At 70.8% G+C, this 23,799-nt stretch carries 24 protein-coding genes; 10 read left to right on the forward strand and 14 right to left on the reverse strand.

Features of this window, described 5'->3' with window-relative positions; genetic code table 11:
* Positions 1–144 precede the first annotated feature (144 nt).
* The 6 genes from AC07FN_RS28555 to AC07FN_RS28580 form a co-directional block, all read right to left on the reverse strand.
* Positions 145–921 (reverse strand): S1 family peptidase, encoded by a 777-nt coding sequence (locus AC07FN_RS28555; protein WP_478398386.1) that lies wholly within the window; start codon positions 919–921, stop codon positions 145–147.
* Between the two features lie 46 nt (positions 922–967).
* Entirely contained in the window at positions 968–1,897 is a 930-nt protein-coding gene (locus AC07FN_RS28560; RefSeq protein ID WP_478398387.1) for an ABC transporter permease, read from the reverse strand.
* 76 nt (positions 1,898–1,973) lie between these two features.
* Entirely contained in the window at positions 1,974–2,843 is an 870-nt protein-coding gene (locus tag AC07FN_RS28565) for an ABC transporter permease (RefSeq protein WP_478398388.1), read from the reverse strand.
* A complete protein-coding gene (locus tag AC07FN_RS28570) occupies positions 2,840–3,715 on the reverse strand; it encodes an ABC transporter ATP-binding protein (protein WP_478398389.1) in 876 nt (291 codons plus the stop codon). The genes AC07FN_RS28565 and AC07FN_RS28570 overlap by 4 nt, the downstream gene beginning before the upstream one ends.
* The gene (locus tag AC07FN_RS28575; protein WP_478398390.1) at positions 3,712–4,104 is read right to left on the reverse strand and encodes a GntR family transcriptional regulator; all 393 of its coding nucleotides are present in this window, start codon (positions 4,102–4,104) and stop codon (positions 3,712–3,714) included. Before AC07FN_RS28575 ends, AC07FN_RS28570 begins: the two co-directional genes overlap by 4 nt.
* A 253-nt stretch (positions 4,105–4,357) precedes the next feature.
* Positions 4,358–4,987 carry a TetR/AcrR family transcriptional regulator gene (locus AC07FN_RS28580; protein ID WP_478398391.1) on the reverse strand — a complete coding sequence of 210 codons (630 nt, stop codon included), beginning with the start codon at positions 4,985–4,987 and terminating at the stop codon, positions 4,358–4,360.
* Positions 4,988–5,114: 127 nt separating this feature from the next.
* Here AC07FN_RS28580 and AC07FN_RS28585 point away from each other — a divergent pair, with 127 nt between their 5' ends.
* From AC07FN_RS28585 to AC07FN_RS28595, 3 genes are all read left to right on the forward strand, one after another.
* Positions 5,115–6,332, forward strand: coding sequence for an MFS transporter (locus AC07FN_RS28585; protein WP_478398392.1), 1,218 nt, complete (start codon positions 5,115–5,117; stop codon positions 6,330–6,332).
* A gap of 416 nt (positions 6,333–6,748) precedes the next feature.
* A complete protein-coding gene (locus tag AC07FN_RS28590) occupies positions 6,749–7,858 on the forward strand; it encodes an ABC transporter ATP-binding protein (RefSeq protein WP_478398393.1) in 1,110 nt (369 codons plus the stop codon).
* 159 nt (positions 7,859–8,017) lie between these two features.
* Entirely contained in the window at positions 8,018–8,197 is a 180-nt protein-coding gene (locus tag AC07FN_RS28595; protein ID WP_478398394.1) for a hypothetical protein, read from the forward strand.
* Between the two features lie 46 nt (positions 8,198–8,243).
* On the opposite strand, the gene AC07FN_RS28600 is transcribed toward AC07FN_RS28595, so the two are convergent.
* Positions 8,244–9,179 (reverse strand): EamA family transporter, encoded by a 936-nt coding sequence (locus AC07FN_RS28600; RefSeq protein ID WP_478398395.1) that lies wholly within the window; start codon positions 9,177–9,179, stop codon positions 8,244–8,246.
* Positions 9,180–9,250: 71 nt separating this feature from the next.
* Between AC07FN_RS28600 and AC07FN_RS28605 the strand changes: the two genes are divergently transcribed.
* Positions 9,251–10,150, forward strand: coding sequence for a LysR family transcriptional regulator (locus tag AC07FN_RS28605; RefSeq protein WP_478398396.1), 900 nt, complete (start codon positions 9,251–9,253; stop codon positions 10,148–10,150).
* A gap of 64 nt (positions 10,151–10,214) precedes the next feature.
* Here AC07FN_RS28605 and AC07FN_RS28610 read toward each other — a convergent pair whose 3' ends face one another.
* The 4 genes from AC07FN_RS28610 to AC07FN_RS28625 form a co-directional block, all read right to left on the reverse strand.
* A complete protein-coding gene (locus AC07FN_RS28610) occupies positions 10,215–11,855 on the reverse strand; it encodes a hypothetical protein (protein WP_478398397.1) in 1,641 nt (546 codons plus the stop codon).
* Complete coding sequence (locus tag AC07FN_RS28615; protein WP_235883238.1) at positions 11,831–12,085, reverse strand: hypothetical protein; 255 nt, start codon at positions 12,083–12,085, stop codon at positions 11,831–11,833. The genes AC07FN_RS28610 and AC07FN_RS28615 overlap by 25 nt, the downstream gene beginning before the upstream one ends.
* Positions 12,086–12,498: 413 nt before the next feature.
* Positions 12,499–13,734, reverse strand: a complete 1,236-nt coding sequence (locus tag AC07FN_RS28620) for a mandelate racemase/muconate lactonizing enzyme family protein (RefSeq protein WP_478398398.1) — start codon at positions 13,732–13,734, stop codon at positions 12,499–12,501.
* Positions 13,731–13,895 carry a hypothetical protein gene (locus AC07FN_RS28625; RefSeq protein ID WP_478398399.1) on the reverse strand — a complete coding sequence of 55 codons (165 nt, stop codon included), beginning with the start codon at positions 13,893–13,895 and terminating at the stop codon, positions 13,731–13,733. The genes AC07FN_RS28620 and AC07FN_RS28625 overlap by 4 nt, the downstream gene beginning before the upstream one ends.
* Between AC07FN_RS28625 and AC07FN_RS28630 the strand changes: the two genes are divergently transcribed.
* Positions 13,876–14,583 carry a DedA family protein gene (locus tag AC07FN_RS28630; protein WP_478398400.1) on the forward strand — a complete coding sequence of 236 codons (708 nt, stop codon included), beginning with the start codon at positions 13,876–13,878 and terminating at the stop codon, positions 14,581–14,583. The two genes, AC07FN_RS28625 and AC07FN_RS28630, sit on opposite strands and share 20 nt — an antisense overlap.
* Positions 14,584–14,685: 102 nt before the next feature.
* Here the strand turns inward: AC07FN_RS28630 and leuA are convergent, their stop codons facing one another.
* Entirely contained in the window at positions 14,686–16,479 is a 1,794-nt protein-coding gene (gene leuA / locus AC07FN_RS28635) for a 2-isopropylmalate synthase (RefSeq protein WP_478398401.1), read from the reverse strand.
* A 257-nt stretch (positions 16,480–16,736) separates the two neighbouring features.
* On the opposite strand from leuA, the gene AC07FN_RS28640 reads away from it, so the two are divergent.
* From AC07FN_RS28640 to AC07FN_RS28660, 5 genes are all read left to right on the forward strand, one after another.
* The gene (locus tag AC07FN_RS28640; RefSeq protein WP_132479048.1) at positions 16,737–17,018 is read left to right on the forward strand and encodes a hypothetical protein; all 282 of its coding nucleotides are present in this window, start codon (positions 16,737–16,739) and stop codon (positions 17,016–17,018) included.
* Between the two features lie 28 nt (positions 17,019–17,046).
* Positions 17,047–17,397: a hypothetical protein gene (locus AC07FN_RS28645; protein WP_478391792.1), complete on the forward strand. Its 351-nt coding sequence runs from the start codon at positions 17,047–17,049 to the stop codon at positions 17,395–17,397.
* A 224-nt stretch (positions 17,398–17,621) separates the two neighbouring features.
* Positions 17,622–19,430: an FUSC family protein gene (locus AC07FN_RS28650; protein WP_478398402.1), complete on the forward strand. Its 1,809-nt coding sequence runs from the start codon at positions 17,622–17,624 to the stop codon at positions 19,428–19,430.
* A gap of 638 nt (positions 19,431–20,068) precedes the next feature.
* The gene (locus tag AC07FN_RS28655) at positions 20,069–20,725 is read left to right on the forward strand and encodes a maleylpyruvate isomerase N-terminal domain-containing protein (RefSeq protein WP_478398403.1); all 657 of its coding nucleotides are present in this window, start codon (positions 20,069–20,071) and stop codon (positions 20,723–20,725) included.
* Between the two features lie 79 nt (positions 20,726–20,804).
* Positions 20,805–21,416, forward strand: a complete 612-nt coding sequence (locus AC07FN_RS28660; protein ID WP_478398404.1) for a class I SAM-dependent DNA methyltransferase — start codon at positions 20,805–20,807, stop codon at positions 21,414–21,416.
* 108 nt (positions 21,417–21,524) lie between these two features.
* Here the strand turns inward: AC07FN_RS28660 and AC07FN_RS28665 are convergent, their stop codons facing one another.
* A complete protein-coding gene (locus AC07FN_RS28665) occupies positions 21,525–22,679 on the reverse strand; it encodes an aminotransferase class V-fold PLP-dependent enzyme (RefSeq protein WP_478398405.1) in 1,155 nt (384 codons plus the stop codon).
* A gap of 105 nt (positions 22,680–22,784) precedes the next feature.
* Positions 22,785–23,762, reverse strand: a complete 978-nt coding sequence (locus tag AC07FN_RS28670; protein ID WP_478398406.1) for a LacI family DNA-binding transcriptional regulator — start codon at positions 23,760–23,762, stop codon at positions 22,785–22,787.
* Between the last annotated feature and the right edge of the window lie 37 nt (positions 23,763–23,799).

The raw sequence follows: 23,799 nt of genomic DNA on the forward strand, positions 1-23,799 counted from the left end.
GGTGAGGAGGCCATCGAAAAAAAAGGCGGTTCTTGGTGAGTGGGGGGAAAACTCTGCCGGGTGGTGTGGGGGGGGGGGGAAAAATGGGTGGGGGGGGGGGGGGGGGGGCCCCCCCCCCCCCCCCCCCACCTCCGATCAGGTGGTTCAGCCGCCGATCGTCTGGCCGATCCAGTCCCGGACCGCGACCGGGTCGGCGAAGATGTCGGGCTCGTCGCCGCAGACCGCCTCCTCCGCGGTGCCACCGAACCGGCTCGTGATGCCGATCTGCTCCCAGCGCCCGGCCGCGTCGCGGATCAGCGCGGGACCGCCGGAGTCGCCCTCGCAAACCGACACCCGGTTGCCGGGGGCGCGCAGGCAGGTGTCGACGCTGCCGTCGGTCTTGGCGCACTCGGCGTCGTCGCCCACCTCGGCGTCGTACTGCTTCAACTGGCGCGGGAAGGCCGGGATCTCGCCGCAGTCGAACTCGCTGCACTCCCGGCCCCAGCCGATCAGCCGGGTGTCCTTGCCCGGCACCTGCTCGGCATCCGCGATCCGCACCGTCGGCAGGTCGACGGGCCGGTCGAGCTTCAGCAGCGCGAAGTCGTACTGCGCCAGGAACTCCTTCTTGTACTGCGGGTGCAGGACCTTCTCGGCGATCCGGCGCTCCTCGCCGCCGGTGGTGCGGTCCGGGCTGCCGACGCGCGCCGTCAGCTGCCCCACGTCGAAGGAGTCGACGCAGTGCGCGGCGGTCAGCAGCCAGCCGTCGTCTATCAGCGTCGCTCCGCAGTGGAACCTGGGCTCGTCCGGCATCTGCAGCGACGCCATGAACGGGTACTGCTCGTCGGCCGGGCCGCCGCCGACGATCGCGCCGGCGCTACCGGCGGTCGCGATCCCGACCAGCGCCGCGCCGAAGGCGGCAGCGAGCAACTTGGTGATGCGCATGGTTTTCCTCTCGATTCGGTGAAGGTCCCGGGCAAGGCCCGGAAGATCAGAGCGCCTTGCGGCGCAACAGCCAGCAGGTCAGCGCGATGCACGCCGCGGCGAGCACCAGGAACACCCCGGCGTCGACGAACTGGAGCGTCCAGAACCGGCTGCCGGGCTGGACGAGCACGAGTTGGGTGTAACCGGCCGCGCTGAGCTGGTCGATCTCGGCCGAGCCGACGGAGTTCGGCGCATGCGGAACGCCGCTGGCCCGGAGCGCCCCGAAGATGTCGAGCTCCTCGCCTTCCGGGCTCCGGTAGACGAACTCGGTCACCCAGCCGCGCGGCCCCCGGTAGTACTCGTCGGTCGTGAGGCGCTGCGGCGACATGTAGTGCGGTCGCAGCCACGCCACGATGGGCAGGAAGACGGCCAGGAAACCGGCCAGCGACAACGCCATCCCGACGAGGAGGTGCTTGGTCACCGTTCCGGCCAGGACGCCGAGCGCGAAACCGAACACGCACGTCGCGGGGAAGGACGGCAGCACCATGCCGAAGGCGTCGAACCAGCTCCACTCCGGCACGGCCGGCTGGAAGTACCACACGTACGCCGCCGAGAACACGGTGCTGAGCACGGCGATCGCGCCGCCGAGCAGGAACACCTTGCTGAACAGCCAGTGCTCGCGGGAGATCCCCTGCGTCCAGGCGTAGCGGAAGGTTCGCTGCTCGATCTCCCGCGTCAGCATCGGCGCGCCCAGGAACGCGCCGATCAGCGCCGGCAGCACGGGAAGCAGTGTCCCCTGCAGGCTGCTCAGCATGCTGAGGGACGACGTCCACTCGCCGCAGTCCATCCCGATACCGATGCAGTCGGCCAACTCGGCCCGCCCCAGCGAATCCCGCATCCCGTTGCCCAGCAACAGGAACCACGCGGCGAAACCGAGCAGAACCGCGCCGACCAGGGCCACCATCAACCGATGTTGCCGCCAGGTCAACCAGATCATTCGTACCTCCGGTTTGGGTTTTCCGGGCAGCATCGGCCGGGGCGCGATCAGCGCCCTCGTCTCGCCCGGAATCAGGTCAGCTGAGTTTGCGGCGCAGCCAGTAGAAGGCCAGCGCCAGACAAGCGATGGTCAACGCGAGGTAGATCCCCGCTTCGATGAACTGGAAGGACCAGAAGCGGTCCGCCGGGTGGTAGGTGACGATGCTGACCGGCGCGGGTTCGCCTTCTCCCCAGACCGCCGAATTCCCGGTCCTTCCCGAACTGTCTTGGAAAACCGAACCGAGGTAGTACACATCGTTGAGCGCGTCGTCGGATCCGGATCGCCCGTCGACCGGGTCGAGCGGCCGGGCGAGGGTCATCGGCTCCATGTAGTTCGGCCGCAGCAGCCAGGCCATCACCACGAAGACGGCTGCGCCGCCGAACATGGTCGCGGCCATCGCGGGCACCGTCCGCTTGATCAGCGTTCCGGCGGCGACTCCCAGCGCGAAGGTGAACAGGCAGCTCATCGGGAACGCCGGGACCGACTGGTTGAAGAAGCGGAACCAGCCCATCTCGGGAACCATCGGCGCGAACCAGCTCATGTGCACGAGGGAGAAGATCGTGCTGAGCACCAGAATCGCGGCCCCGACCAGGAGAACCTTGCCGCGCAGCCAATGGCTCCGCGAGACGCCCTGGGTCCACGCGTAGCGGAACGTGTGCTGCTCCAGCTCCCTGGACACCAGCGGAGCACCCGCGAACATGCCGACCAGCAGCGGCAGCGGCAGCAGGAAGCTGCTGACGTCCTCGCCGAACTTGACCAGGCGCGAGAACCCGTACGCCGCGGTGTAAACCGTCGAGGCATCGGCGCCGAGCGAGCCGGAGAAGAGGTAGATCGCCGCCACGCCGAGGAAGACGACGGCGAATCCGGCCAGCCCGAGCCGGTGCTGCCGCCAGGTCAACCAGGTCATGCGGCGGCCTCCCGGATGCGCTGCGGCGCCGAAGCCGTCAGGTAGTGCATGACGAGCGTTTCCAGGTCGACGCGCTGCACGTCCCACGAAGAGCCGGGAGCCGGGGGATTCCCGCGCACCAGCATGGAAACCCGGTCCCCGCGCTCCTCCCGGTGCACGACCTCGCCGGCCACGCCCGCCGCCGCGCCCTTCGGCCCGATCAGGACGTGGTGCTGCTCCAGCAGGTCGTCGATGTCCTCGGAGAGCTTGACCTGGCCGTGGTCCAGCACGATCAGGTGGTCGCAGAGCCGCTCCAGCTCGGAGACCACGTGCGAGGACAGGACCACGGTGCAGTCCCAGTCGGCCTTCGTCTCCATCAGGACGCTCATCAGCTCCCGCCTGGCCAGCGGGTCGAGGCTGGCCACCGGCTCGTCGAGGATCAGCAGCTCGGGCTTCTTCGCCAGGGCCACCGCGAGCGCGACCTGCGCCCGCTGTCCGCCGGAGAGCCCGCCGATCCGGCTCTCCAGCGGGATGTTCAGCTCGGCGAGGCGGTCCAGCGCGATCTGCTCGTCCCAGCGCTTGTTCAGCATCCGCCCGGCCTTGAGCATCTCGCGCACCTTGAAGTTCCGGTACAGCGAGTGCTCCTGGTCGAGGTAGGCCACGCGGTCCAGCACGGTGCCGGGGCCGACGCGCTCGCCGAGCAGCGTCAGCTCGCCCTCCGTCGGCGCGAGCAGGCCGACCATCAGGTTCAGCAGCGTGGACTTGCCCGCGCCGTTCGGGCCGACGAGGCCGACGACCCGTCCCGCAGGCACCTGCAGCGAGCAGTTCCGCAGGCCCCACTTGCGGCCGTACCGCTTGCCGAGGCCGGTCGCCGTCATGGCGGTTTCAGTCATTGGTTCCCCTCAGGACGGAAGTCGTGCAGCACCGTCGCGATCAGCGCGGCGATGCCTTCGGAATCCATGCCGGCCCGGTACGCCTCGGTCAGCCACCGCTCCAGGCCGGTTCGCAGCTCGGCCTGCTTCTCCGCGGGCAGTCCGGTCAGGCCCCGTTCGATGAAGGTGCCCGCCCCGGGACGGCCCTTGGCCAGCCCCTTGTGCTCCAGCTCGCGGTACGCCTTCAACACCGTGTTCGGGTTGATGACGAGGTTCTTCGCGACTTCCTTGACGGTGGGCAGGCGGTCGCCGACCTGCAGCTGCCCGAGCCGGAGGGCGTGCTCGACCTGATGCACGAGCTGCCGGTAGGGCGGCACCCCGGTACCGCTGTCGACGCGGAACTCGATCAAGCACTTCCCCTATCACTCTATTAACCTACGATCATAGGATAACTTTCGAACGATCTAGGTCAAGCGGAACCCCGAAAATGACCCTGAACAGCGAAAACGCCCCAGCTGAACGCTGAGGCGCGGGATGCCCGTCCGGACCAGGTGATGTTTTGCCCGGTCAGGACCCGTGCGTATTTGGTGCTGCTATGGCGACACAACGTGCACGCGGGACCTGAACTGCAGAAACAGGATTTGGCGTCCGGTCGTTCGGCGGTCAGGACATGGCGAAGTTGTCGCAGAGGGCCTGCCACTCCGCCCGGTCCGGCGGCGGCCCCGGCAGCTCCGCGCCTCCCGCGTGCAGGCCTTCGAGCACCAGGGCCAGGTAGCGCGCGCGGAACTCGGCCCGCCGGGACTCGCTCGTCGGCAGCGCCGGGTTGAGGTGCTTGAGCAGCAGCAGGATGTCCGTCCAGTCCACGTCCGGACGCAGCTCACCCGCCCGCTTCGCGGCGTCGACCAGGGCCTCGATCTCCCTCGCGACGCCCCGCTGGAGCTCGCGGAACTCCGCGGAATAGGTGTGCTGCTGGTCCATCGGCGGCAGCACGGTGCCGATCCCGGAGCCCTCCCGCAGGCAGCGGCGCATGAACCGGACCAGGGCCTGCCACGGGTCGGATTCCTCGGCGCGGGCCGATTCCGCCTCGCCGATGATCCGCCGGAACGCGGCGATGCGGACCTGCTCGACCAGCTCCTGCTTGCTCGGGTAGCGCCGGTACACGCTCGCCACGCCGACTCCCGCGCGCTTGGCGACCTCCGACATCGGCGCCGCGAAGCCCTGCGCGGCGAACACCTCACGCGCGGCGGCGATGACCTGGTCGTCGTATCGCGCGGACCTGTCCGGTGTGGGCATGGCCACAGCATACGCGGACAGCGGAATGATCCATTCCGCTGCGGGGTTGGACCCGAGCGGAATCACTCATTCCGCTGCGGCCCGCTGCGAGCAGGGCGATCCGCGGCCGTTGGAAGCAGAGGAAGGCATGACCACAACGGAGCTCGTCCAGCCCCGCAGCGGAACCCTCGGCCGCGGCGCGCTGTCCCGGCCCGCGTCGTTCTGGTTCGTCGGCGGGGTGTACGCCCTGTTCCTGATGGCCTCCACCGCGCCGTCCCCGATGTACTCGATCTACCAGCAGCGATGGCACTTCACCACCACGGTGCTCACCGAGGTCTTCGCCGTCTACGCGGTCCTCATCCTGCTCGCGCTGGTGCTCTTCGGTTCGCTGTCCGACCACATCGGCCGCAGGCCGGTGCTGCTGACCGGGCTCGTGCTGGAGATCGCCTCGATGCTGGTGCTCGCGATCGCGCCGAGCGTCGCCTGGCTGCTGGTCGGCCGGGCGCTGCAGGGCCTGGCCACCGGGATCGCGACCAGCGCGATCAGCGGCGCCCTGCTGGACTTCCAGCGCCCGGGCACCAACCGCGGATCGCTGATCAACGGCGTCGCGGCCGGGCTCGGCATGGCGCTCGGCTCGCTGCTGGCGGGTGCTCTGGTGCAGTTCGTGCCCGGGCCGACGCTGACCAGCTACCTGCTGCTGATCCTCGGCTTCCTGCTCGCGATCCCGGGCGTGCTGCTGATGCCCGAGCCGGTCGCGCACCGCCGCGCGCTGCGCGAGGTGCTGCGCCCGCAGCGACCGACCGTGCCTGCCGGGAAGGGCGCGACGTTCGCGCTGATGGCGACGACGCTGCTGGCCTCGTGGATCGTCGGCGGCATGTTCATGTCCCTCGGGCCGTCGGTGGCCAAGGGGCTGGTCAGCGGAAACCCCTACCTGGTGGGCGGTTTGGCGGTCGCGGCGCTGGCCGGGTTCGGCGGGCTCGCGCAACTGCTGCTGGGCGGCTGGGAGGCGCGGCGCGCGGTGCGGGTCGGCGCGCCGCTGATGCTCGCCGGGCTGGCCGGGGTTGCGGCGGCGGCGCTCGGGCAGGGCGCCGTGGTGTTCTTCGTCGGCTCGGCGGTGCTCGGCACCGGCTGGGGCCTGGTGTTCATGGGCGGGTTCCGGATGCTGACCGGCTTGGCGGCCCCGGAGCACCGGGCGGGCACCGCGGCGCTGATCTACGTCGTGGCGTACCTGTCGGCCAGCGTCCCCAGCGTCGCCCTGGGCTTCCTCAGCACGGCCTACGGCCTGACCGCGGCGACGCTGGTCTTCACGGCGACGGCCGCCGTCTTCGTCACCGTCGCGGCCCTCTCCACCTTCGCCCGCCACTGACCCAAGTTTCAATTGAGGTTTTTCCAAGCTCGTTTTGCGTGGCGGTGCGGGTGGCGGAACCTCAGAGGCTCCCTGGTCTGTGGGTGCCCTGACTTATGTATGTCCAATACACGGCGTCAGGGCCGTCCTCGCCGAGGGAACCCCGGAGGGGTGGGCACCGTGAACCCGCGGCGGTGCCAGTGTCGTAGGTGGGCTATGCGCCTGCGGCGCATGCGACAGCCCATCGACATGCACCTTTGCGACCCGCGGCTGCGGGCCGACCAGGATGGAAAACGCTCAATGGAAATCGGACCTTCGATTTCCATTGAAATTGCGTTGGAGTCACCCGGTCGGGGCGCAGCGGAGCACCACGACCGGACCAAGCACCTGTTGGCTGCACCGGATGCCGGTGCCCGGCGCCGGACCCTGGAGGCGTCATGACCGAAACCCCGGAAACTGCGGGGAACCCCCGGGACGTGCTGATCGACATCGACCAGGTCCAGGTGCACTTCCCGATCAAGCGCGGCGTGGTGCTGGACCGCACGATCGGCTACGTGTACGCCGTGGACGGCGTGTCGCTGACCATCCGGCGTGGCGAAACCTACGGCCTGGTCGGGGAATCCGGCTGCGGCAAGTCGACGCTGGGGCGCGCGGTGCTGCGGCTGGAGAAGCCCACCGGCGGCAAGGTGGTGTTCGACGGCGTCGACCTGTCCGGCATGAAGGGCGAGCCGCTGCGCCGGATGCGCCGCCGGATGCAGATGGTCTTCCAGGACCCGCTGTCCTCCCTGGACCCGCGGCAGTCGGTGCAGTCGCTGCTGGTCGAAGGCATGCGGGCGCACGGGATGGACAGCGGCCGGGCGGGCACGGACAAGCGGCTGCGCGAGCTGCTGTCGGCCGTGGGCCTGCCGTCGACGTCGCTGCGCAAGTACCCGCACGAGTTCTCCGGCGGCCAGCGGCAGCGCATCGGCATCGCCCGGGCGCTGTCGGTGGGGCCCGACCTGGTGGTGGCCGACGAGCCGGTGTCGGCGCTGGACGTCTCGGTGCAGGCGCAGGTGCTGAACCTGCTGGAGGACCTGCAGGCCGAGTTCGGGCTGACGTACCTGGTGATCGCGCACGACCTGGCGGTGGTGCGGCACATCGCCGACCGGGTCGGGGTGATGTACCTGGGCGGCATCGTGGAGGAGTCCGCATCGGACGATCTCTACGAGGAGCCGCTGCACCCGTACTCGAAGGCGCTGCTCTCGGCGGTGCCGGTGCCGGACCCGACGGTGGAGGACGAGCGGGAGCAGATCCTGCTCTCCGGCGACCTGCCCTCGCCGGCCGCGCCGCCAGCAGGCTGCCGGTTCCACACCCGGTGCCCGTGGCGGCAGGCGACCCGGTGCGACACGGAGCGGCCGGAACTGCGCGAGCTCAAGCCGGGTCACCGGGTGGCGTGCCACTACGCGGAGGAGATCCGCGACGGCAGGCTGAAGCCCCACGAGGTCGAGGCGGAGGCGGTGAACCCGGCGGACTTCGGCGACCTGGACATCACCTCGGCCCCGGCCTGACCGTCGGTCCAGTCGTGAGCGGCTGTGGCTGCTCCAGCGGCCACAGGCACTCACGACGTTCGAAACCGGCGCGCTGATTTCGCGCGTTGTCCACCGCGCCCGGCGCGCTAGGCCCTAGGTTCACAAGATCGTCGGCGGCCGGTGGAACGGAGGCAGCGAGTGAGGTACAGCAGCGCGCCGCGGTGCTCCGCGTGCGAGCACCGGGCGATCTTGGAGCGGGCGACCGCGGAGCGCCTGGTGGCGGAGTCGGGCGAGGTCCTGGTGACCTACGACTGCCCGGAGGGGAACGGGGTGCACCTCTGCAACCCGGACTTCGAGAAGGGCGAAGCCGTCCGCTGACGCCGGAACCCGCCCGATTCCAGGCGGAATCGGGCGGGCGGTGTCGTCAGGTGGTGCGGAGCGGGGCGCTCGGTTCGGCGGGTTCGGGTGGCGCGTCGGGGACCAGTGGCTTGCGGCGGGTCAGCTTGATGCTGCCCAGCAGCACCCCGCCCACCACCACGGCTCCCGCCGCGAGCTCGATCGGGTGCGGCCGCTCGCCCAGGACCAGCCACGCCGTCGTGAAGCCGACCACCGGCACCAGCAGCGAGAACGGCGCGACCATGCTGGCCGGGTAGCGCCCCATCAGCGTCGTCCACAGGCCCGATCCGATGATCGTCGCCAGCAGCGACGTGTACGCGAGCCCGGCGAGCGCGTACCAGCCGGTCGGCGAGTCGAACGCCGTCGCCAGCGCGTCCCAGCCCGCCGTCGGTCCCTCGACCACCGCCGACAGCGCGAACATCGGCAGCGGCGGCACGATGGCGATCCACAGCGCCAGGTGCAGCGGGTTCGACGCGTTCGCCTTCCGGCCGCACAGGTTGCCCAGCGCCCACGAGAACGCGCCGCAGAGCGTGATCAGCAGCGGCAGCAGGGTGGCGCTCTGGGCGCGGTGCCAGCCGATCGCCACCATGCCGAGCACCGCGATGAGGATGCCGACGATCTGCACCGGAGTGAGCCGCTCCCGCAGCAGCAGCGCGCCGAGCACCACGGTGAACGGCGCGGACGCCTGCTGCACCAGCGAGGCCAGCCCGGTCGGCATCCCGATGTTCATCGCCGTGAACAGGAACGCGAACTGCAGGGCGCCGAAGAACAGCCCGTACCCGATGAGCCACCGCCAGGGCACTCGCGGGCGCGGCACGAACAGCAGCACCGGCAGCAGCACGGCGAAGCGGAGTCCGGCGAAGAAGAACGGTGGGAATTGGCCGAGCCCGTAGTCGAGTGCGATGAAGTTGACGCCCCAGAGCACGACGACCACCACGGCCAGCAAGCGGTCTCGTGAGTTCACCTTGACAGCCTGCGGCCCGGCTCTGTGAAGAACAAGCAATACTATTTACAGCTAATGTGTACCATTCCTTCATGGATGTCCGCAGGTTGAGACTCCTGCGCGAACTCGCTGATCGCGGGACGGTCACCGCCGTCGCGAAGGCCCTGTCCTACACCCCGTCGGCGGTGTCGCAGCAGATCCGGGCGTTGCAGGCGCAGGTCGGCGTGCCGCTGACGGAACCGGCCGGTCGCGGGCTGCGCCTCACCGACGCCGGCCGGGCGCTCGCGGCCCGGGCCGACGAGGTGCTGGCCGCGCTGGACCGCGCCGAGGCCGAGCTGGACAGCTACCGGTCGACGCCGCGCGGCGTGGTGCGGGTCGCGATCTTCCCGTCCGGCGCGTTGTTGCTGCTGCCCGGCCTGCTCCGGCGGATGGCGGCGCACCCCAAGGTGCGGTTGGAGTGCCGCGACGTCGACATGACGCCGCCGGAGGTGCCGGCCCTGACCGCCGACTTCGACGTGGTGGTGGCGCACCGGGACGACCAGGCGCCGCCGTTCGACGGCGCGCGCGTGGAGATCACCCCGCTGCTGCGGGAGCCCCTGGACGTCGCGCTGCCGCCGGGCCACCCGCTCGCCGACCGGGAGCGCATCGAGCCGGCGGAGCTGGTCGGCGAGCCGTGGCTGAGCGTGGACGTCGGCTTCCCGGTCGACGACGTGCTGCGCTCGCTGGCGGTCCGCACGGGCGTCCGGCCGGTGGTGGTGCAGCGGATCAACGACTTCCAGGTCACCCAGGCCCTGGTCGCCGACGGCCACGGCGTCGCGCTGCTGCCGAGGTACACAGTGGACTCTCCCCGGCTGGTCATGCGCCCGCTGGCCGGGGTCCGCGCGGGCCGGAACATCGAGGTGGTGTCCAGGAAGGGGGCGACGGAACGCCCGGCGGTCCGCGTCGTGCTCGACACGCTCCTCGCCGAGGCCGCGACGGTCACCGGCGCTTAGTTCCCGGACAGCGGCCCCGTTTCCGCTGCTCACGACCGCGCCTGCGGAACGCGAGATCGCCCGGCTACTCCGGGGCGTGCTCCCGGGCCCAGCGGCAGATCGCCGCGATCTCATCGGCGTGGGCCGGGAGCGTGTCGTCGGTGATGCCGACGACCGGGATGTGCGCCTCGCGGGCCACGTCCGGCGGCCGGTGCAGGAAGCCCTTCTCGTGCACGCCCGTGCTGCCCCGTCCCGGCGTTCCCTCGGCGAGGTGGCCGGTGGTGCGGGCGTACCGGGTGAGCACGCGGGGTTTGCGCAGGTCCCGGTCCGCGCCGTACCACTGCTGGCTCAGCGGGAAGATCGCCGTCAGCGCGTCCCACCAGCCCTCGGTGGCGAGCACCAGCCCGGGGTGGCGGTGGTGCAGCTCGTCGGCGAGCCGGCGGTAGCCGTCGATCACCTCGTAGCGCGGGTCGTTGAACCAGTAGCCCAGGGTGTCCAGGAATGCCGCGTCGACGCCGAAGTCCCGCACCATCGCCGAGATCGACTCCACCAGGTGGGCGCGGAACTCCGGTTCGCCGGGGTTGAGGAAGACCTGATCGCCCTCGCCGACCCGGTCGCCGTCCCAGTCCGGCCGGTTCAGCAGTTCCACGTAGCGGTTGGTGTCGTTGCGCAGCGCCGCCCGCTCCCACCCCGGGTACTCGACCACGTTCGCGCCGTGCCCGCCGTACATCGGCATCAGCCGCACGCCGAGCTGCCGCGCGGTGTGCGCGAGCTCGGTGAAACCCCCTGCGCCGCCCAGGTCTTCGCCGGGCCGGTACCGCGGGTAGGCGTAGTAGTAGCGGCCTTCCCAGCCGGGCAGGTAGGCCAGCACGCGGCTCGGATCGATGTGCCGCGCGACGAAGCGCAGCGCCTCGGCCATCTGCGCGAACGTGTTGAACACGTAGCCCGTCCAGTGCTGGCCGTGCAGCGTCACCACCAGCGCGGTCCGCCGCAGCCAGTCCGGCACGTCCGGGCGGGAGGACCACGGCACCAGGTTCTGCGAACCCTCCACGAAGGACAGGTGCTCGTCCAGGTCGGCGTCGGAGCTGTGCCCGGTGGTGCCCAGCCGCAGCCGGATCGACGGCACCCGGCAGGTCGTCGAGCGCGCCGTCGCCGACGGCACGTGCACCAGCTCGGCGATCGGGCCCGGCGCGTACGGGGGCTGGTGGACGTGCAGGATCTTCCGCCGCACCAGAGGATCGCGGACGCTGAGCGCCAGCCCGTTCGCCTCGTCCCCGGCCGCCACCCAGGGCGTCGCCCAGTCCGAGCCCGGGTATTCCAGCTGGAACCGCTGGCCGTTGACGCCGTGCGCCCAGCCGCGCCCGGTGTTCGGCGTCCACCAGCCGGCCCGCAGCTGCTCCGGCGGCAGGCCGCGCAGCAGCAGCTTCACCGCCTTGATCGGCTCGTCGTGGCGGACCGTGATGGCCCACTCCAGCACGCCGGCCGCGCGGGTCACCTCGACGTCGGCCTCGCCGGCCTCGACCCGGACCTGCTGGCCGAGCCGCGCGTACCGGTCGGCGTGCACGTGGACGCGGTCGCCTTCCCGGACGTGCGCCCGCTCGACGTCGATGCCGTAGCCGTTGGTCGTGGTGAACACCTGCACCGCCCACTCCACGCCAGCGGCGCCGGGGACGGGGAAGTAGGGGTCGCGGGGGTCGAAGCTCAGGTCGGTGTCGATGAGGGCCACGCAGGTGCCTCCGATCCCTCGGCGCCGCGCGACAGGTAGCCGGCGGCCTCGTCCAGCAGCGCTGCGAGGTCATCGGTTTCATCGGCAGTGAAGACGAGCGTCTCGCCCGGCGGCAGCACCACGGCGACCCGATCTCCGACGACCAGCACTGTCATGTTGCCCGAATCGACCGGTGTGGTGCACGGGATTCGCCAGCGGAGCTGTTCGGTCGGGTCCTCGGTCGGCCACATGTCCACCTCAACGCTGCTGCACTTCGGTGCCTGACTGAACCCCGACGGCAGCCCGACATCAAGTCCGGTAGACCGGTCGAGTGATAGAGGCGTGCAACGGCCGCGACGACGTTGCGTGAAAAGGCGATTTGCCCGAAATGGCCCGGCTGTTCAGGTCGACCGCGAAGTTCGCCGCAGGGTCTCGGGCGGAGAACGAAGATATGAGGAACAGGGGGAGGGACCGGCGTCCCCGACGTTTCCCCCGTCTCCGGCCCGTCTCCCCCTGCCCCGTGTTCCCCAGGGGCGTCGCTTGGCATCCCGCGACGTCATCAATGGTGCCGATTCGGGGGAAAGCGCAATACCATCTTTGGTCGAGTGTGTTCACCGGACCGGACGCCGATTCTCGGCCCAGCGAAATGCGACTTCTGGTGTATTCAGGCCGGCGGTTCGGCCCCTCCTGGCGGTTCGGCGAAGCCGTACTCGTGCCCCGCGACCTGGTACAACTCCGCGTACCGCGCCAGCCGGTCGCGATCCAGCCGGACCCCGATGCCCGGCCGGTCCGGCAGGCGCAGCCGGCCGCCCGGATAGCGCAGCGGGCCGTCCTCGACCACGTCGTCGGCGAGCAACCGGCCGTAGGACTGGTTGGCGCAGGGGAATCCCGGGGTGGCGGCGATCAGGTGGGCCGCGGCGCACGTCGCGACACCCAGTTCGCCGAGGCTCTGCTTGACGACCGGGATGCCCGCGGCCTCGCCGATCCCGGCCGAGCGCTTCAGGTTCAGCAGGCCGCCGTCCAGCACGTTGTCCGCCGAGATCGCGTCCGCCGCGCCCTGCCTGATCACGTCCAGCTGGTCGTGCCGCGTGCGCGACGCCGCGTCGGCGAGCAGCGGCACGCCCGTGCGGGTTCGCAATCGGGCCATCTCCGGAAGGTTCCGGCCGGAGACCGGTTGCTCGGCGAACTCGATGTCGTAGGGCTCCAGCGCGCGCAGGGCGCGGAGCGCGGCGGCGGGCGACCACGCCCCGTCGGCGTCGATCCGCAGCGCGGCCCCTGCGCCGATGCCGTCGCGGACCGCGGCCACCCGTGCGACGTCGGTGGCCTGGTCGGCGGCGCCGACCTTGACGTAGAAGCTCCCGAAGCCCGCCGCGGCGCCCCGCACGGCCTGCTCCCGCATCCACTCCGGCGGGCCCGCCGGGACGTAGTGCAGGTATTCGACCTCTTCGCGCAGCGGGCCGCCGAAGAGGTTGACCAGCGGTTGGTCGCAGGCCTTGCCGACGATGTCCCAGCAGGCCATGTCGATGGCGGCCGTCGCGGGGCCGGTGGTGCCCGCGTGGTTCGAGGTGCCGGTGACGTCGATCAGCCTCGCGATGCGTTCGGTGCGGAACGGGTCCTCGCCGATGGCGAACCGCTCGACCCAGCGCAGCGCGGCGAGCACGATCTCGGCCGACGGGTAGGCCGGGGCCTCGCCGAGGCCGGTGATGCCTTCGTCGGTGTCGATCTCGATCAGCACGCTGACCAGGCCGCGGCGGCTGCCTGCGGCCCACCTCTCGGTGGTGTCGAACGGCACGGCGACCGGGATGCTGCGGATGCCGATGATGCGCAAAATGCCCTCCCCCAGGGCATCGCGGGCGGCATCTCCCCAGGCCGCTCGCGACTGCTGTGTGGCTACCGTCACACCAACCGCTGCGCTTCGCCAAAGATGCGCACGTCTTCTGCGTCGTCGATGACACCAATCCGGCCCCGGTACGTACCCTGGCCGATGGTGCCGGTCGTTTCGGCGACCGCGCGACGCGTTCTCGGACCGGAATGGACGTACATGATCGAGTGGCTGGACACGATCCCCCCTGGGGTGATCTACCTGGTGGTCGGGCTGATCATCGGGTTGGAAAGCGTGGGGATCCCGCTGCCCGGCGAGATCATGCTCGTCAGTGCCGGGGTCGCGGCGTCGCAGGGCGTGGCGAATCCGGTCGTGCTCGGCATCGTCGCCGCGAGCGGCGCGATCATCGGCGACTCGGTCGGCTACGCGGTCGGCAAGCGCTACGGCCGCACGCTGCTGGGCTGGCTCGGTCGCAAGCTGCCGAAGCACTTCGGGCCGAAACCCGTGCGCCAGGCGGAACGCGCGTTCGACCGCTACGGCGCGTGGGCGGTGTTCGGCGGCCGGTTCGTGGCGCTGCTGCGCATCCTCGCCGGTCCGCTGGCGGGCATCCTGGGCATGCCGTACCGCAAGTTCCTGATCGCGAACGCCACGGGCGGCATCGCGTGGGCGGGCACGGTGACGACCCTGGCCTACATCTTCGGCGTGGTCGCCGGGCAGTGGTTCCACCGCTTCTCGTGGGTGGCGCTGCTGGTCACGGTGGTCCTGGGCTGGCTGATCGTGCGCTTCGTCCGCCGCCGCGCGGAGCGAGAAGACGAGGCGGAGCTGGAAGAAACCGATAACCCGGACGAAACCGATAACCCGGGCGAAACCGGCGAATCGGCGAAGGTCGAAGGCGCCGAGCCCGAGACCGACGCTCCGGTGCGCTGACGCCGCTGGCCCGCAGTTTCAATTGAAACTGCGATCCGTCCGCGAACGAACGGCCCGTTCACCCCGCCAGAAGGGGTGAACGGGCCGTTCGCGTTGCGTCGGTCAGCGGTTGGCGCGGTTCACCGCGGATACCACCGCGCGCAGCATCGCGGTGATCGTCGAGGTGTCGACGCCGGCGCCCCAGAAGATCTCGTCGCCCACCGCGCACTCCAGGTAGGCCGCGGCGCGCGCGTCGTCACCGGCGGTCAGCGCGTGCTCGTGGTAGTCCATGACCCGCACGTCGTAGCCGATGCTGCTCAGCGCATCGACGAAGGCCGAGACCGGGCCGTTGCCGGTGCCGGTGATCTCCTGCTCCTCGCCGTCCACGACGACGGTGGCGGTGATCGACTCGTTGCCGTTCTCGCCGGCGGCGCGCTGCCGGACCAGCCTCAGCGGCGCGGTGGCCTCCAGGTATTCGCTGGAGAACGCCGACCACATCGCCGTCGGGCTGACCTCGCCGCCCTCGGAGTCGGTGTGCGCCTGCACCACCTTGGAGAACTCGATCTGCAGCTTGCGCGGCAGCTCCAGCTGGTGCTCGGTCTTCATGATGTAGGCGACGCCGCCCTTGCCGGACTGCGAGTTGACCCGGATCACGGCCTCGTAGGTGCGGCCGACGTCCTTCGGGTCGATCGGCAGGTACGGCACCTCCCACGGGTGGTCGTCCACCGGGGTGCCGGCCTGGTTCGCCGCGTCGTGCAGCGCGTCCAGGCCCTTGTTGATGGCGTCCTGGTGGCTGCCCGAGAAGGCCGTGTAGACCAGCTCGCCGCCCCATGGGTGCCGCTCCGCCACGGGCAGCTGGTTGCAGTGCTCGACGGTGCGCTTGACGTAGTCGATGTCGGAGAAGTCGATCTGCGGGTCGATGCCCTGGCTGAACAGGTTCATGCCCAGCGCCACCAGGTCGACGTTGCCGGTGCGCTCGCCGTTGCCGAACAGGCAGCCCTCGATGCGGTCCGCGCCGGCCTGGTAGCCCAGCTCGGCGGCGGCGATGCCGGTGCCTCGGTCGTTGTGCGGGTGCAGCGACAGGATCACCGAGTCGCGCCGGGCCAGGTTCCGGTGCATCCACTCGATGGAGTCGGCGTAGACGTTCGGGGTGGCCATCTCGACGGTGGCGGGCAGGTTCAGGATCACCGGCCGCTCCGGGGTGGGCTGCCAGATCTCGGTGACCGCGTCGCACACCTCGGCGGCGTAGGACAGCTCGGTGCCGGTGTAGGACTCCGGGGAGTACTGGAAGCGGAAGTCGGTGTCGGAGTACTTGCCGGCCAGTTCCAGGGCCATCTCCGCGGCCGAGGTGGCGATCTTCTTGATGCCCTCGCGCTCCTCGCGGAACACCACGCGGCGCTGCAGGATCGACGTCGAGTTGTAGATGTGCACGATCGCCTGCGGCGCGCCTTCCAGCGACTGGAAGGTCCGCTCGATCAGCTCGGGGCGGCACTGGGTGAGCACCTGGATGCGGACGTCGTCGGGGATCGCGCCGTCTTCGATGATCTCGCGGACGAAGTCGAAGTCGGTCTGGCTGGCGGCGGGGAAGCCGACCTCGATCTCCTTGTAGCCCATCTGCACCAGCAGGTCGAACATGCGGCGCTTGCGGGCGGGCGACATCGGGTCGATCAGCGCCTGGTTGCCGTCGCGCAGGTCGACCGCGCACCACAGCGGGGCCTTGGTGATCCGCTTGTCGGGCCAGGTCCGGTCGGGCAGGGATACGTTCTCGACCAGCTCGTGGAAGGGGCGGTAGCGGTGGTGGGGCATCGAGCTGCCCTGCTGCGGGTTCCACGGCTGCTGATCGGCGGGGGCGGGCCGGGACGGCTTCCGCACCTTGCCGCCGAAGGGTGCCTGGGAGTCGGGCGTATTGGTGCTCATCCGAAAGGTTCTCCTGCTCGATTACCGGGTCTGGACCGACGACCGGCGCGTTCGAACCCCGCGACGAGGGGCCGGTCTAGGAGACCCCGTCGCGGCTTCGAAGCAGGAGAACGCGAGCCACGGAGCTAGGCTAACCGCAGTAGTGGCCCGAAATGCAAGCACCCCTTCCACATCGTGGGAAGTGACACGTCACGATCTTCTCTCGCACGAGATCGGATCCGCCTGGCAGAGTGGTCGGTGGATCAAGGGGAGGGTCGATGGCGGCGAAGAAGGGGCGATCCGGGGTCGCGACGCTGATCAACGGTGCGGGCTTCCTGCTCGCCGCGATGCTGGTGCTGCACATCCTGTTCGTGGTGACCGGCTTCCCGGCGGAGAACGGGCTGGCCAGGTCCGTGGCGCAGGCGGCCGAGCCGCTGGCGTTGTTCTTCCCCGGCCTGGTGCAGGCGCCGGCCGAGGTGTTGCAGGTGCTGCTCGACTACGGCCTGGCGGCGGTGTTCTGGGTGCTGGTGGGCGGGCTGCTGGCACGAATGTTCGGCTGACCGCCCCGGTCGTGCCACACTGGAGATCGTGGCGGAAGACGTGAGCGCGGATGCGCACGAGAGCGGTGTGCGTCGCGCTGACCTGCGGCGGGCCCGGGCTCGGGTCGTCGGTGTGCTCAGCAACGTGGTCCGCTGGGTCGGCAACGCGGGCGCCGCGCTGCTGGCGATCCACGTGGTGTTCGCCATCGGCGGTGCCAACCCGGACAACGGCATCGCCAAGTTCGTGGCGTCCTGGGCGGAGCCGCTGGCGCTGGGCTTCGAGGACCTGTTCATGCCGGACGACCCGAAGCTCGCGGTGGCGATCAACTACGGGATAGCGGCCCTGTTCTGGCTGATCGCCACGGCGATGGCGGTCCGCATCCTCCGCGCCATCGCCTGACCGTCCACTTCGGACGTTTCGGCGTCGTGCGCGCTTCGTGTCACTGTGGCGACCAAAAACGCTCACGGGTCCCTTTCCGCCCCACGCGGCCGGATGTGATCGAGCCCGCGATGTGACGCCGGTGGCGTTCGGCGGTGCGACGGCTTCCGGCGCGTGACAATCGGGTGCAACCCAATGCCGCTCGGCGTGGAGCGCGTGTCCCCAAGCACCGGAGGGATGTGCGTGTGACGACCCGAGCGCTCCCCATCACCTTGCTGCCGCCCTGGCTGTTGCGGATGTTGCGGCCGGCGCCGATTCCGGCGGACTGGACCCGGGCGTGCGCCGCGAGCATCGGCGTGGGGCTTCCGCAGGTCGCGGGCCTGCTGACCGGCCGGATCGACGAGGCCGTGCTCGCTTCGGTCGGCGCGCTGTGCGCGAGCTTCTCCGACCTGACCGGCTCCTACGGGTACCGGCTGCGCCGGGTGGGGCTGGCCGCGATCCTCGGCGCGCTCGGGTTCGCGGCCGGGGCCGCCGCGCCGGGCCCGTGGTGGGCGGCGGCGATCGTGCTCGCGGTCGCGGTGCCGTCGGTGCTTTCCAGCCGGATGGGCGATCTCTGGTCGTCCGGCGGCGCGCACATGCTGACGTTCTGCGTGGTCGCGACCGGTCAGCACTCGGCGCTGCCGCTCGGCGCGCAGGTCTGGTGGTTCTTCGCCGGTGAGCTGCTGGTGCTCGCGATCATCGCCGCCACCTGGCCGTTGCGAGGCACGGCCCCGGCGCGCGGCGCGGTCGCGGCGGTCTTCGACGCGACACTGCGCATGTTCGACGCCGAGTCGCCGATCACCGCGCGGCAGAACCTGACGAAGGCGCTGGACAACGCGCACGACGTGCTCGTGAGCGGAGGATCGATGTCGCGCAGCCGCGTGCGCGACCGCCTCTACCTCGTCTACACCTACGCCACGCCGATCGTCGAAGCATCGGTTTCTCTTGCGCACAGCGGAAAGCAGCCGCCGGAGCGGGCTCGCGAAGCGCTGCGCGAGCTGGCGCGCTGCATGCGAACCGGCGACCTCCCGCCGTCCTACCGGCCCGCCTCCGACGAATCACCGCTGGTACGCGCCCTGGACCGGGGCATTGCGGACCTGGTCGCCGCGTTCCGTCGCGCGAAGCTCCCGCCGGTTTCCGGCGATCACCGCGAGCGCTTCCGGCTGTCCTTCGGCCGCTCCACCTGGGCGCAGGTGTGCCGGATGCTGCTGTGCCTGGCGCTCGCGGAGGGGATCGGGCTGGCGGCGGGCATGGACGAGCCGTACTGGATCGCGCTGACGGTAGCGCTGGTGCTGAAGCCGAACTCGGGCTCGGTCTTCGCCCGCACCGTGCTGCGCGCGGTCGGCACCGTGATCGGCGTGCTCGTCGCATCGGCGCTGATCGCGCTCGTGCCGGCCGGCTGGTGGCTGCTGCCGTTCATCGTCGCGCTGGCCGCGAAGCTGCCCGAGGCGCTCAGCAGGCATTACGGCCTGTTCACCGCGGTCATGACGGCGCTGGTGCTGTTGCAGATGAGCCAGAACGCGCAGTTCTTCCCGGCGGCCCGGCTGGTGGACACGGTCGTCGGCTGCGCGATCGTCCTGGCCGGCGGTTCCCTGCTGCGGCCGTTGCACCGGGGACCTGCGCTGCCGAGCCGGTTCGCCGACGCGGTGGAGGCGGTCGCGGAGTACGTGTCCCAGTCGCTCGCGGGGGTCCGCCACGGCCGCCCGGCCCTCCGCCGCCGCACCTACCGCCAGCTGGCGGACCTCAGGTCGGCGCTCCAGCAGGAGCTGATGAACCCGGCGACGGCGGCCGAAGCCGAGCGCTGGTGGCCTGCGGTGATCGTCCTGGAGCGAGTGGTGGACGCGGCCACGGAGAAGGCGGTCCGCAACGGCGCCCAGGACCTCCAGGAGGCTCAACTGCTGGTGTCGACGATGCGGTCGACGACCCGTCAACTCCGCACGACCCCGGGATCCCCGGCGGACTTCCGCGACGACCTGGACCGGATCTACGCGCGGATCGCCGAACCGGCCCCCTGACCCCGCCCCCGACCCCCTGACCTCACCCCCGGCGCACGACCTCAACCGGCACACAGTCCGGTCGATGTCCAGTCGCGATCCATGTCCAGTTTCAATTGAAACCGTTGGAAACAGTTTCAATTGAAACTGTTTGAAACTCGGTGTGTCGGGCCACGACACGCCGGTGCCTGTGGACAACTCCCGCAATTTCAATGGAAATCAGACCTCTGATTTCCATTGAAATTGCGGGACGACGGAATCACGGACCGTGCCGTCCACGGACGGTGCCGTCATCGCGGACCGTGTCGTCGGCGGAGGTGACCTTGTCGTCGGGTGATGTTGTTGATCACGTGGTCAGGGCTGTATCGGGCACCGCCGTTCGGGCGGGTCGTGCCGAGGTCGCCATCCGGGCCGCGACCGCGTCGGTGCTCGGCCGGTGCAGGTGTCCACCGCGCGGCCGTCGGCGAAGAACACCACGGCATCGGCGGCCGGGGCGGGGGCGCATCTTCGAGTTCGGCCTGCAGCGGCTCTTGGACGGGGTCGCCCAGCTGATCCCGGAGTGGCCGATTCCCGTTCGCCGGCAACGATGTTCTCCGCCGCGGCCGACCGCGATCGCGAAATCGGTCGCCGGGCGGGGTGGGCGCTGATAGCTTGCGGCCGTGGATCTCTTCTCGCGCTCTTGGGCTGCGTTGCGGACGGCGGTCGCCGGACTCTCCGACGAAGACTTCGCACAGCCGTCCGGCTGCGCCGGCTGGCTCGTGCGAGACCTGGCGTGCCACCTGGTCATCGACGCCCAGGACGTCCTGATCACCCTCGTGACCCCCGCCGACGAGCAGCCGACCCACGACGCGGTGACCTACTGGGCCGTCTCCGGCACGCCGCCGACCGGCGACGACCCGCTGGACGCGCTGATCGTCCGGCTGGCCGCCGCGTACGAGCGGCCGGAGCTGCTGAAGTTCCACCTCGACGACGTCGGCTCCGCCGCCGGGCGCGCCGCCGAACTCGCCGATCCGAAGCTCGCCGTGAGCACCCAGGACATGGTGCTCACCGCGGGCGACTACCTCTCCGCGTACGTCCTGGAGTGGACCCTGCACCACCTCGACCTGATCGCACATCTCCCGGACGCCGCGGGCCCGCCCGCCGAGGGCCTCGCCCGGACCCGCGAGATGCTGGAGGAGATCGCCGGGACGGCGTTTCCCGCGTCGTTCTCCGACGATGACGCGCTGCTGATCGGCACGGGCCGCCGGGTTCCGACCGACGCGGAGCGGGCCGAACTGGGCGACCTGGCCGCGAAACTGCCGCTCGTCCTCGGCTGATGAGTCCACTGTAGATATTTCGAAGTGCGGTCTCGCCGTGTCGTCGTGGGACCGGGTGTTGTGTTGACGGGAGTGTCGGGTGTCGGTAAGTGATGTGCGGGATGCGTATGGCCGGCGGGCGGAGGAGTACGCCGATCTGGCCGTTCTGGCGGAGTGGATGCCCGAGCCGGACCGGAAGTTGATCTCCAGATGGGCCGGCGAGGTGTCCGGACCCGTGATCGACGCGGGGTGCGGGCCGGGGCAGTGGACCGACTTCCTGCGGGGCCAGGGCTGCGACGTCGAGGGTGTGGACCTCGTGCCGAGCTTCGTCGAGATCGCCCGGTCGCGGTTTCCCGGTGTCCCGTACCGCGTCGGCGAGCTGGATCAGCTCGGCGTGCCTGATCGCTCGGTGGCCGGGATCCTGTCGTGGTACTCGATCATCCACACCGACCCCGAGAACGTGCCCCGCATCCTCGACGAGTTCGCGCGATGCCTGTGCGACGGCGGCAGCCTGTTGCTCGGCATGTTCGAGGGCGCGCAGGTCGAGCCGTTCCCGCACGCCGTGACGACCGCCTACTTCTGGACGATCGAGGAGATGTCGCAGCGTCTCGTGGAATCGGGTTTCCAGGTGGAGGAGACCGAAAGCCGCGTTGATCCGGGCAGACGACCGCACGCCGCCATCGTCGCGCGGCGCGTGCGCGCCGACCAGTAGTCCCGCGTGTGGGTGCCCGGCGCCGTCGATCTGGTCAATCCGCACCGGAACGACGGCGCCGAGCCCCGTTGGGCGGCTCGGCAGGCCTGAATTGGGAAGCCCCGAGGCCTAACCGACCTCGTGGAGCGTCGAGTGGAGCTGCTCCGCCGCTTCCCACGCGTCCACGTAGCGCAGCCACGACGGGGCGAAGCTCAGCTTGAGCAGGTCGTCCTCGGCGTAGTCCACCAGCACGTCGCGGTCGTACAGCGCCTCCGCGATCCGCTGGGCCCTGTCGTGGCGCAGGCTGATCTGCGCGCCGCGCTGCAGCCCTTCGAGCACTGGCACGACTTCGATCTGCGCGTCGGCGCAGAAGTCGTCCAGCCGCGTGAGGAAGACCTCCGCCAGCCGCGCCGCCTTCGCGGCGAGCGCCGCCGGTGCCACACCGTCCAAGATGGACAGTCCCGATCGCAGCTCGGCGACCGACAGGGAGCCCGCGAACCCGTCGCCCAGCGAAGGCAGTGCGCCCGCCGCGGTGCAGGAGGACTTCGGCGCCTCGTGGCGGTGCCGGTCGGCGACGAAGCAGTACGCGGGCGCGCCCGAGCCGCCGCCGAGGTAGCGGTCGCCGCTGCCGATGGCGAAATCCACGTCCCAGCCGTGCAAATCCACGTCCAGCGCGCCCGCCGAGCCGCTGAGCTCCCACAGCGCCAGCGCGCCCGCCCGGTGGATCTCGGCCGTGATGGCGGCCGCATCGCGCACGCCTCCGGTCCGCGCGTCGGTGTGCGACACGGCGACCACCGCGACCTGGCCCGCCGGGAGCTCGGCCAGGTCCGCGCTGCTGCGGATCAGGTGCAGGCGGCCGCCGATGAAGTCGGCCGCGGACCGGGCCAGCAGGCAGTCGGCGGGGAAGCAGTCCCGGCCGACCGCGAGGATCGGCCGCCCCGGACGCAGCCGCGCCGCCGCGAGCAGCGTGTTGAACAGGCTGATCGATGCCGTCTCGGCGACGGTGATCTCGCCGGCCTCGGCGCCGATCAGCGGCGCGAGCGACGCCGCCGCGAGCCGAGCTTCGCCGCGCCATTCGGATTCGCCGCGCACGCGGCCGGTGTAGGGCTGCCGGCGGTGCTCGACGAACCGGCGCAGCCGGTCGGGCGTGGTGCGCGGCAGCGGGCCGCCGCTGCTGCCGTCGAGGTGGATCAGGCCGGGCGGTAGGTCGTAGCGGGCACGTAGATCGGCGAGCGGGTCGGTCCGATCGAGCGCCTCTGCCGTCGGCCGGGTGGTGGTCCACACGAGTGAAGTCTTACCGCATGACCCAACGGTCCGTAACGGGTGAAGCGCTCAGGAGCCGAACATCAGTGGAAGCAGTGGTGCCCACGGCCCAGTGGCCTGCGCCGTTCAGGCGGGTGCGGCCGTGGTCGCGCCGATCACGAGCTCGACCGGCACCGATCGGTGCCGCGGCTCCGGCGGCCGCCCGTCGACCACGCCGAGCAGCGTGCGCACCGCCGACGCACCGGCGTCCTCGGTCGGGACGTGCAGCGTGGTCGCCTCCGGCACGGCGAGGCCGAATTCCGCGAGATCGTCGGCGCAGCACACGCTGAGCTGCTCCGGAACCTGCACGCCGAGCGTGGCCAGCCGGTACATCAGCCCCAGGAACAGCGCGCTGTTGTAGGCGACGGCGGCGGTGCACCCGCTCGCCACCAGCTCGTCGGCGATCCGGTTGCCCGCCTCGAAGGTCGGTGGCAGCGGGCCGAACGCGACGACCTCGTGCCCGGAGCCGTTGCGCAGGCCGTCGAGCCGGCGCGGGTCAGCCCACGAGCCGCGCGGCCCGCCGAGGTAGGCGATGCGGCGGTGGCCGAGCCCGGCGAGGTGCGCGCCCATCTCGTGCAGCCCGCCGGGGGTGTCGATGACGACCGACGGCACGCCGCGCGTCCGCCGGTCGACCAGCACCATCGGCACGTCCGGGAGGGTGAACAGCGAGGCCGGGCCGCGGGGGGCGATGGCCACGAAGCCGTCGACCCGGTCGCGCAGCCGGTCGATCAGGGTCCGTTCCCGCTCCGGCGATTCGTCGCTGACCACGACCAGCAGGTCGTTGCCGGCCTCCTCGGCGGCGCGCTGCGCGCCCGCGATGATCGTCGCGTAGAACGGGTTCGTCAGGTCTGGGACGATCATGGCCAGCAGCCTGCTGCGGCCGGTGGCCAGCGCCTGGGCCGACGGGTGGTAGCGGAAGCCGAGCTCGATCGCCGCGTCGCGAACCCGCTGCCGGGTCCGCTCCGCGACCATCTCCGGCCGCACCAGCGCGCGCGACGCGGTCGCCACCGACACGCCGGCCTTGCGGGCCACGTCGGCCAGCCGCGCCATCGCGTCCTCCCTCACGTCGCTTTGACACCTTCATACCGTGCCGCTTATCGTC

It is taken from the genome of Saccharopolyspora sp. NPDC045941 (assembly GCF_056431445.1).

Coding starts and splice junctions, on each gene's coding strand:
- AC07FN_RS28580 (WP_478398391.1), bottom strand. CDS start 4,987: ATGCCCACACCGGACAGGTCCGCGCGATACGACGACCAGGTCATCGCC.
- AC07FN_RS28630 (WP_478398400.1), top strand. CDS start 13,876: ATGATCGAGTGGCTGGACACGATCCCCCCTGGGGTGATCTACCTGGTG.
- AC07FN_RS28565 (WP_478398388.1), bottom strand. CDS start 2,843: ATGACCTGGTTGACCTGGCGGCAGCACCGGCTCGGGCTGGCCGGATTC.
- AC07FN_RS28570 (WP_478398389.1), bottom strand. CDS start 3,715: ATGACTGAAACCGCCATGACGGCGACCGGCCTCGGCAAGCGGTACGGC.
- AC07FN_RS28560 (WP_478398387.1), bottom strand. CDS start 1,897: ATGATCTGGTTGACCTGGCGGCAACATCGGTTGATGGTGGCCCTGGTC.
- AC07FN_RS28640 (WP_132479048.1), top strand. CDS start 16,737: ATGGCGGCGAAGAAGGGGCGATCCGGGGTCGCGACGCTGATCAACGGT.
- AC07FN_RS28605 (WP_478398396.1), top strand. CDS start 9,251: ATGGATGTCCGCAGGTTGAGACTCCTGCGCGAACTCGCTGATCGCGGG.
- AC07FN_RS28585 (WP_478398392.1), top strand. CDS start 5,115: ATGACCACAACGGAGCTCGTCCAGCCCCGCAGCGGAACCCTCGGCCGC.
- leuA (WP_478398401.1), bottom strand. CDS start 16,479: ATGAGCACCAATACGCCCGACTCCCAGGCACCCTTCGGCGGCAAGGTG.
- AC07FN_RS28590 (WP_478398393.1), top strand. CDS start 6,749: ATGACCGAAACCCCGGAAACTGCGGGGAACCCCCGGGACGTGCTGATC.
- AC07FN_RS28615 (WP_235883238.1), bottom strand. CDS start 12,085: ATGTGGCCGACCGAGGACCCGACCGAACAGCTCCGCTGGCGAATCCCG.
- AC07FN_RS28555 (WP_478398386.1), bottom strand. CDS start 921: ATGCGCATCACCAAGTTGCTCGCTGCCGCCTTCGGCGCGGCGCTGGTC.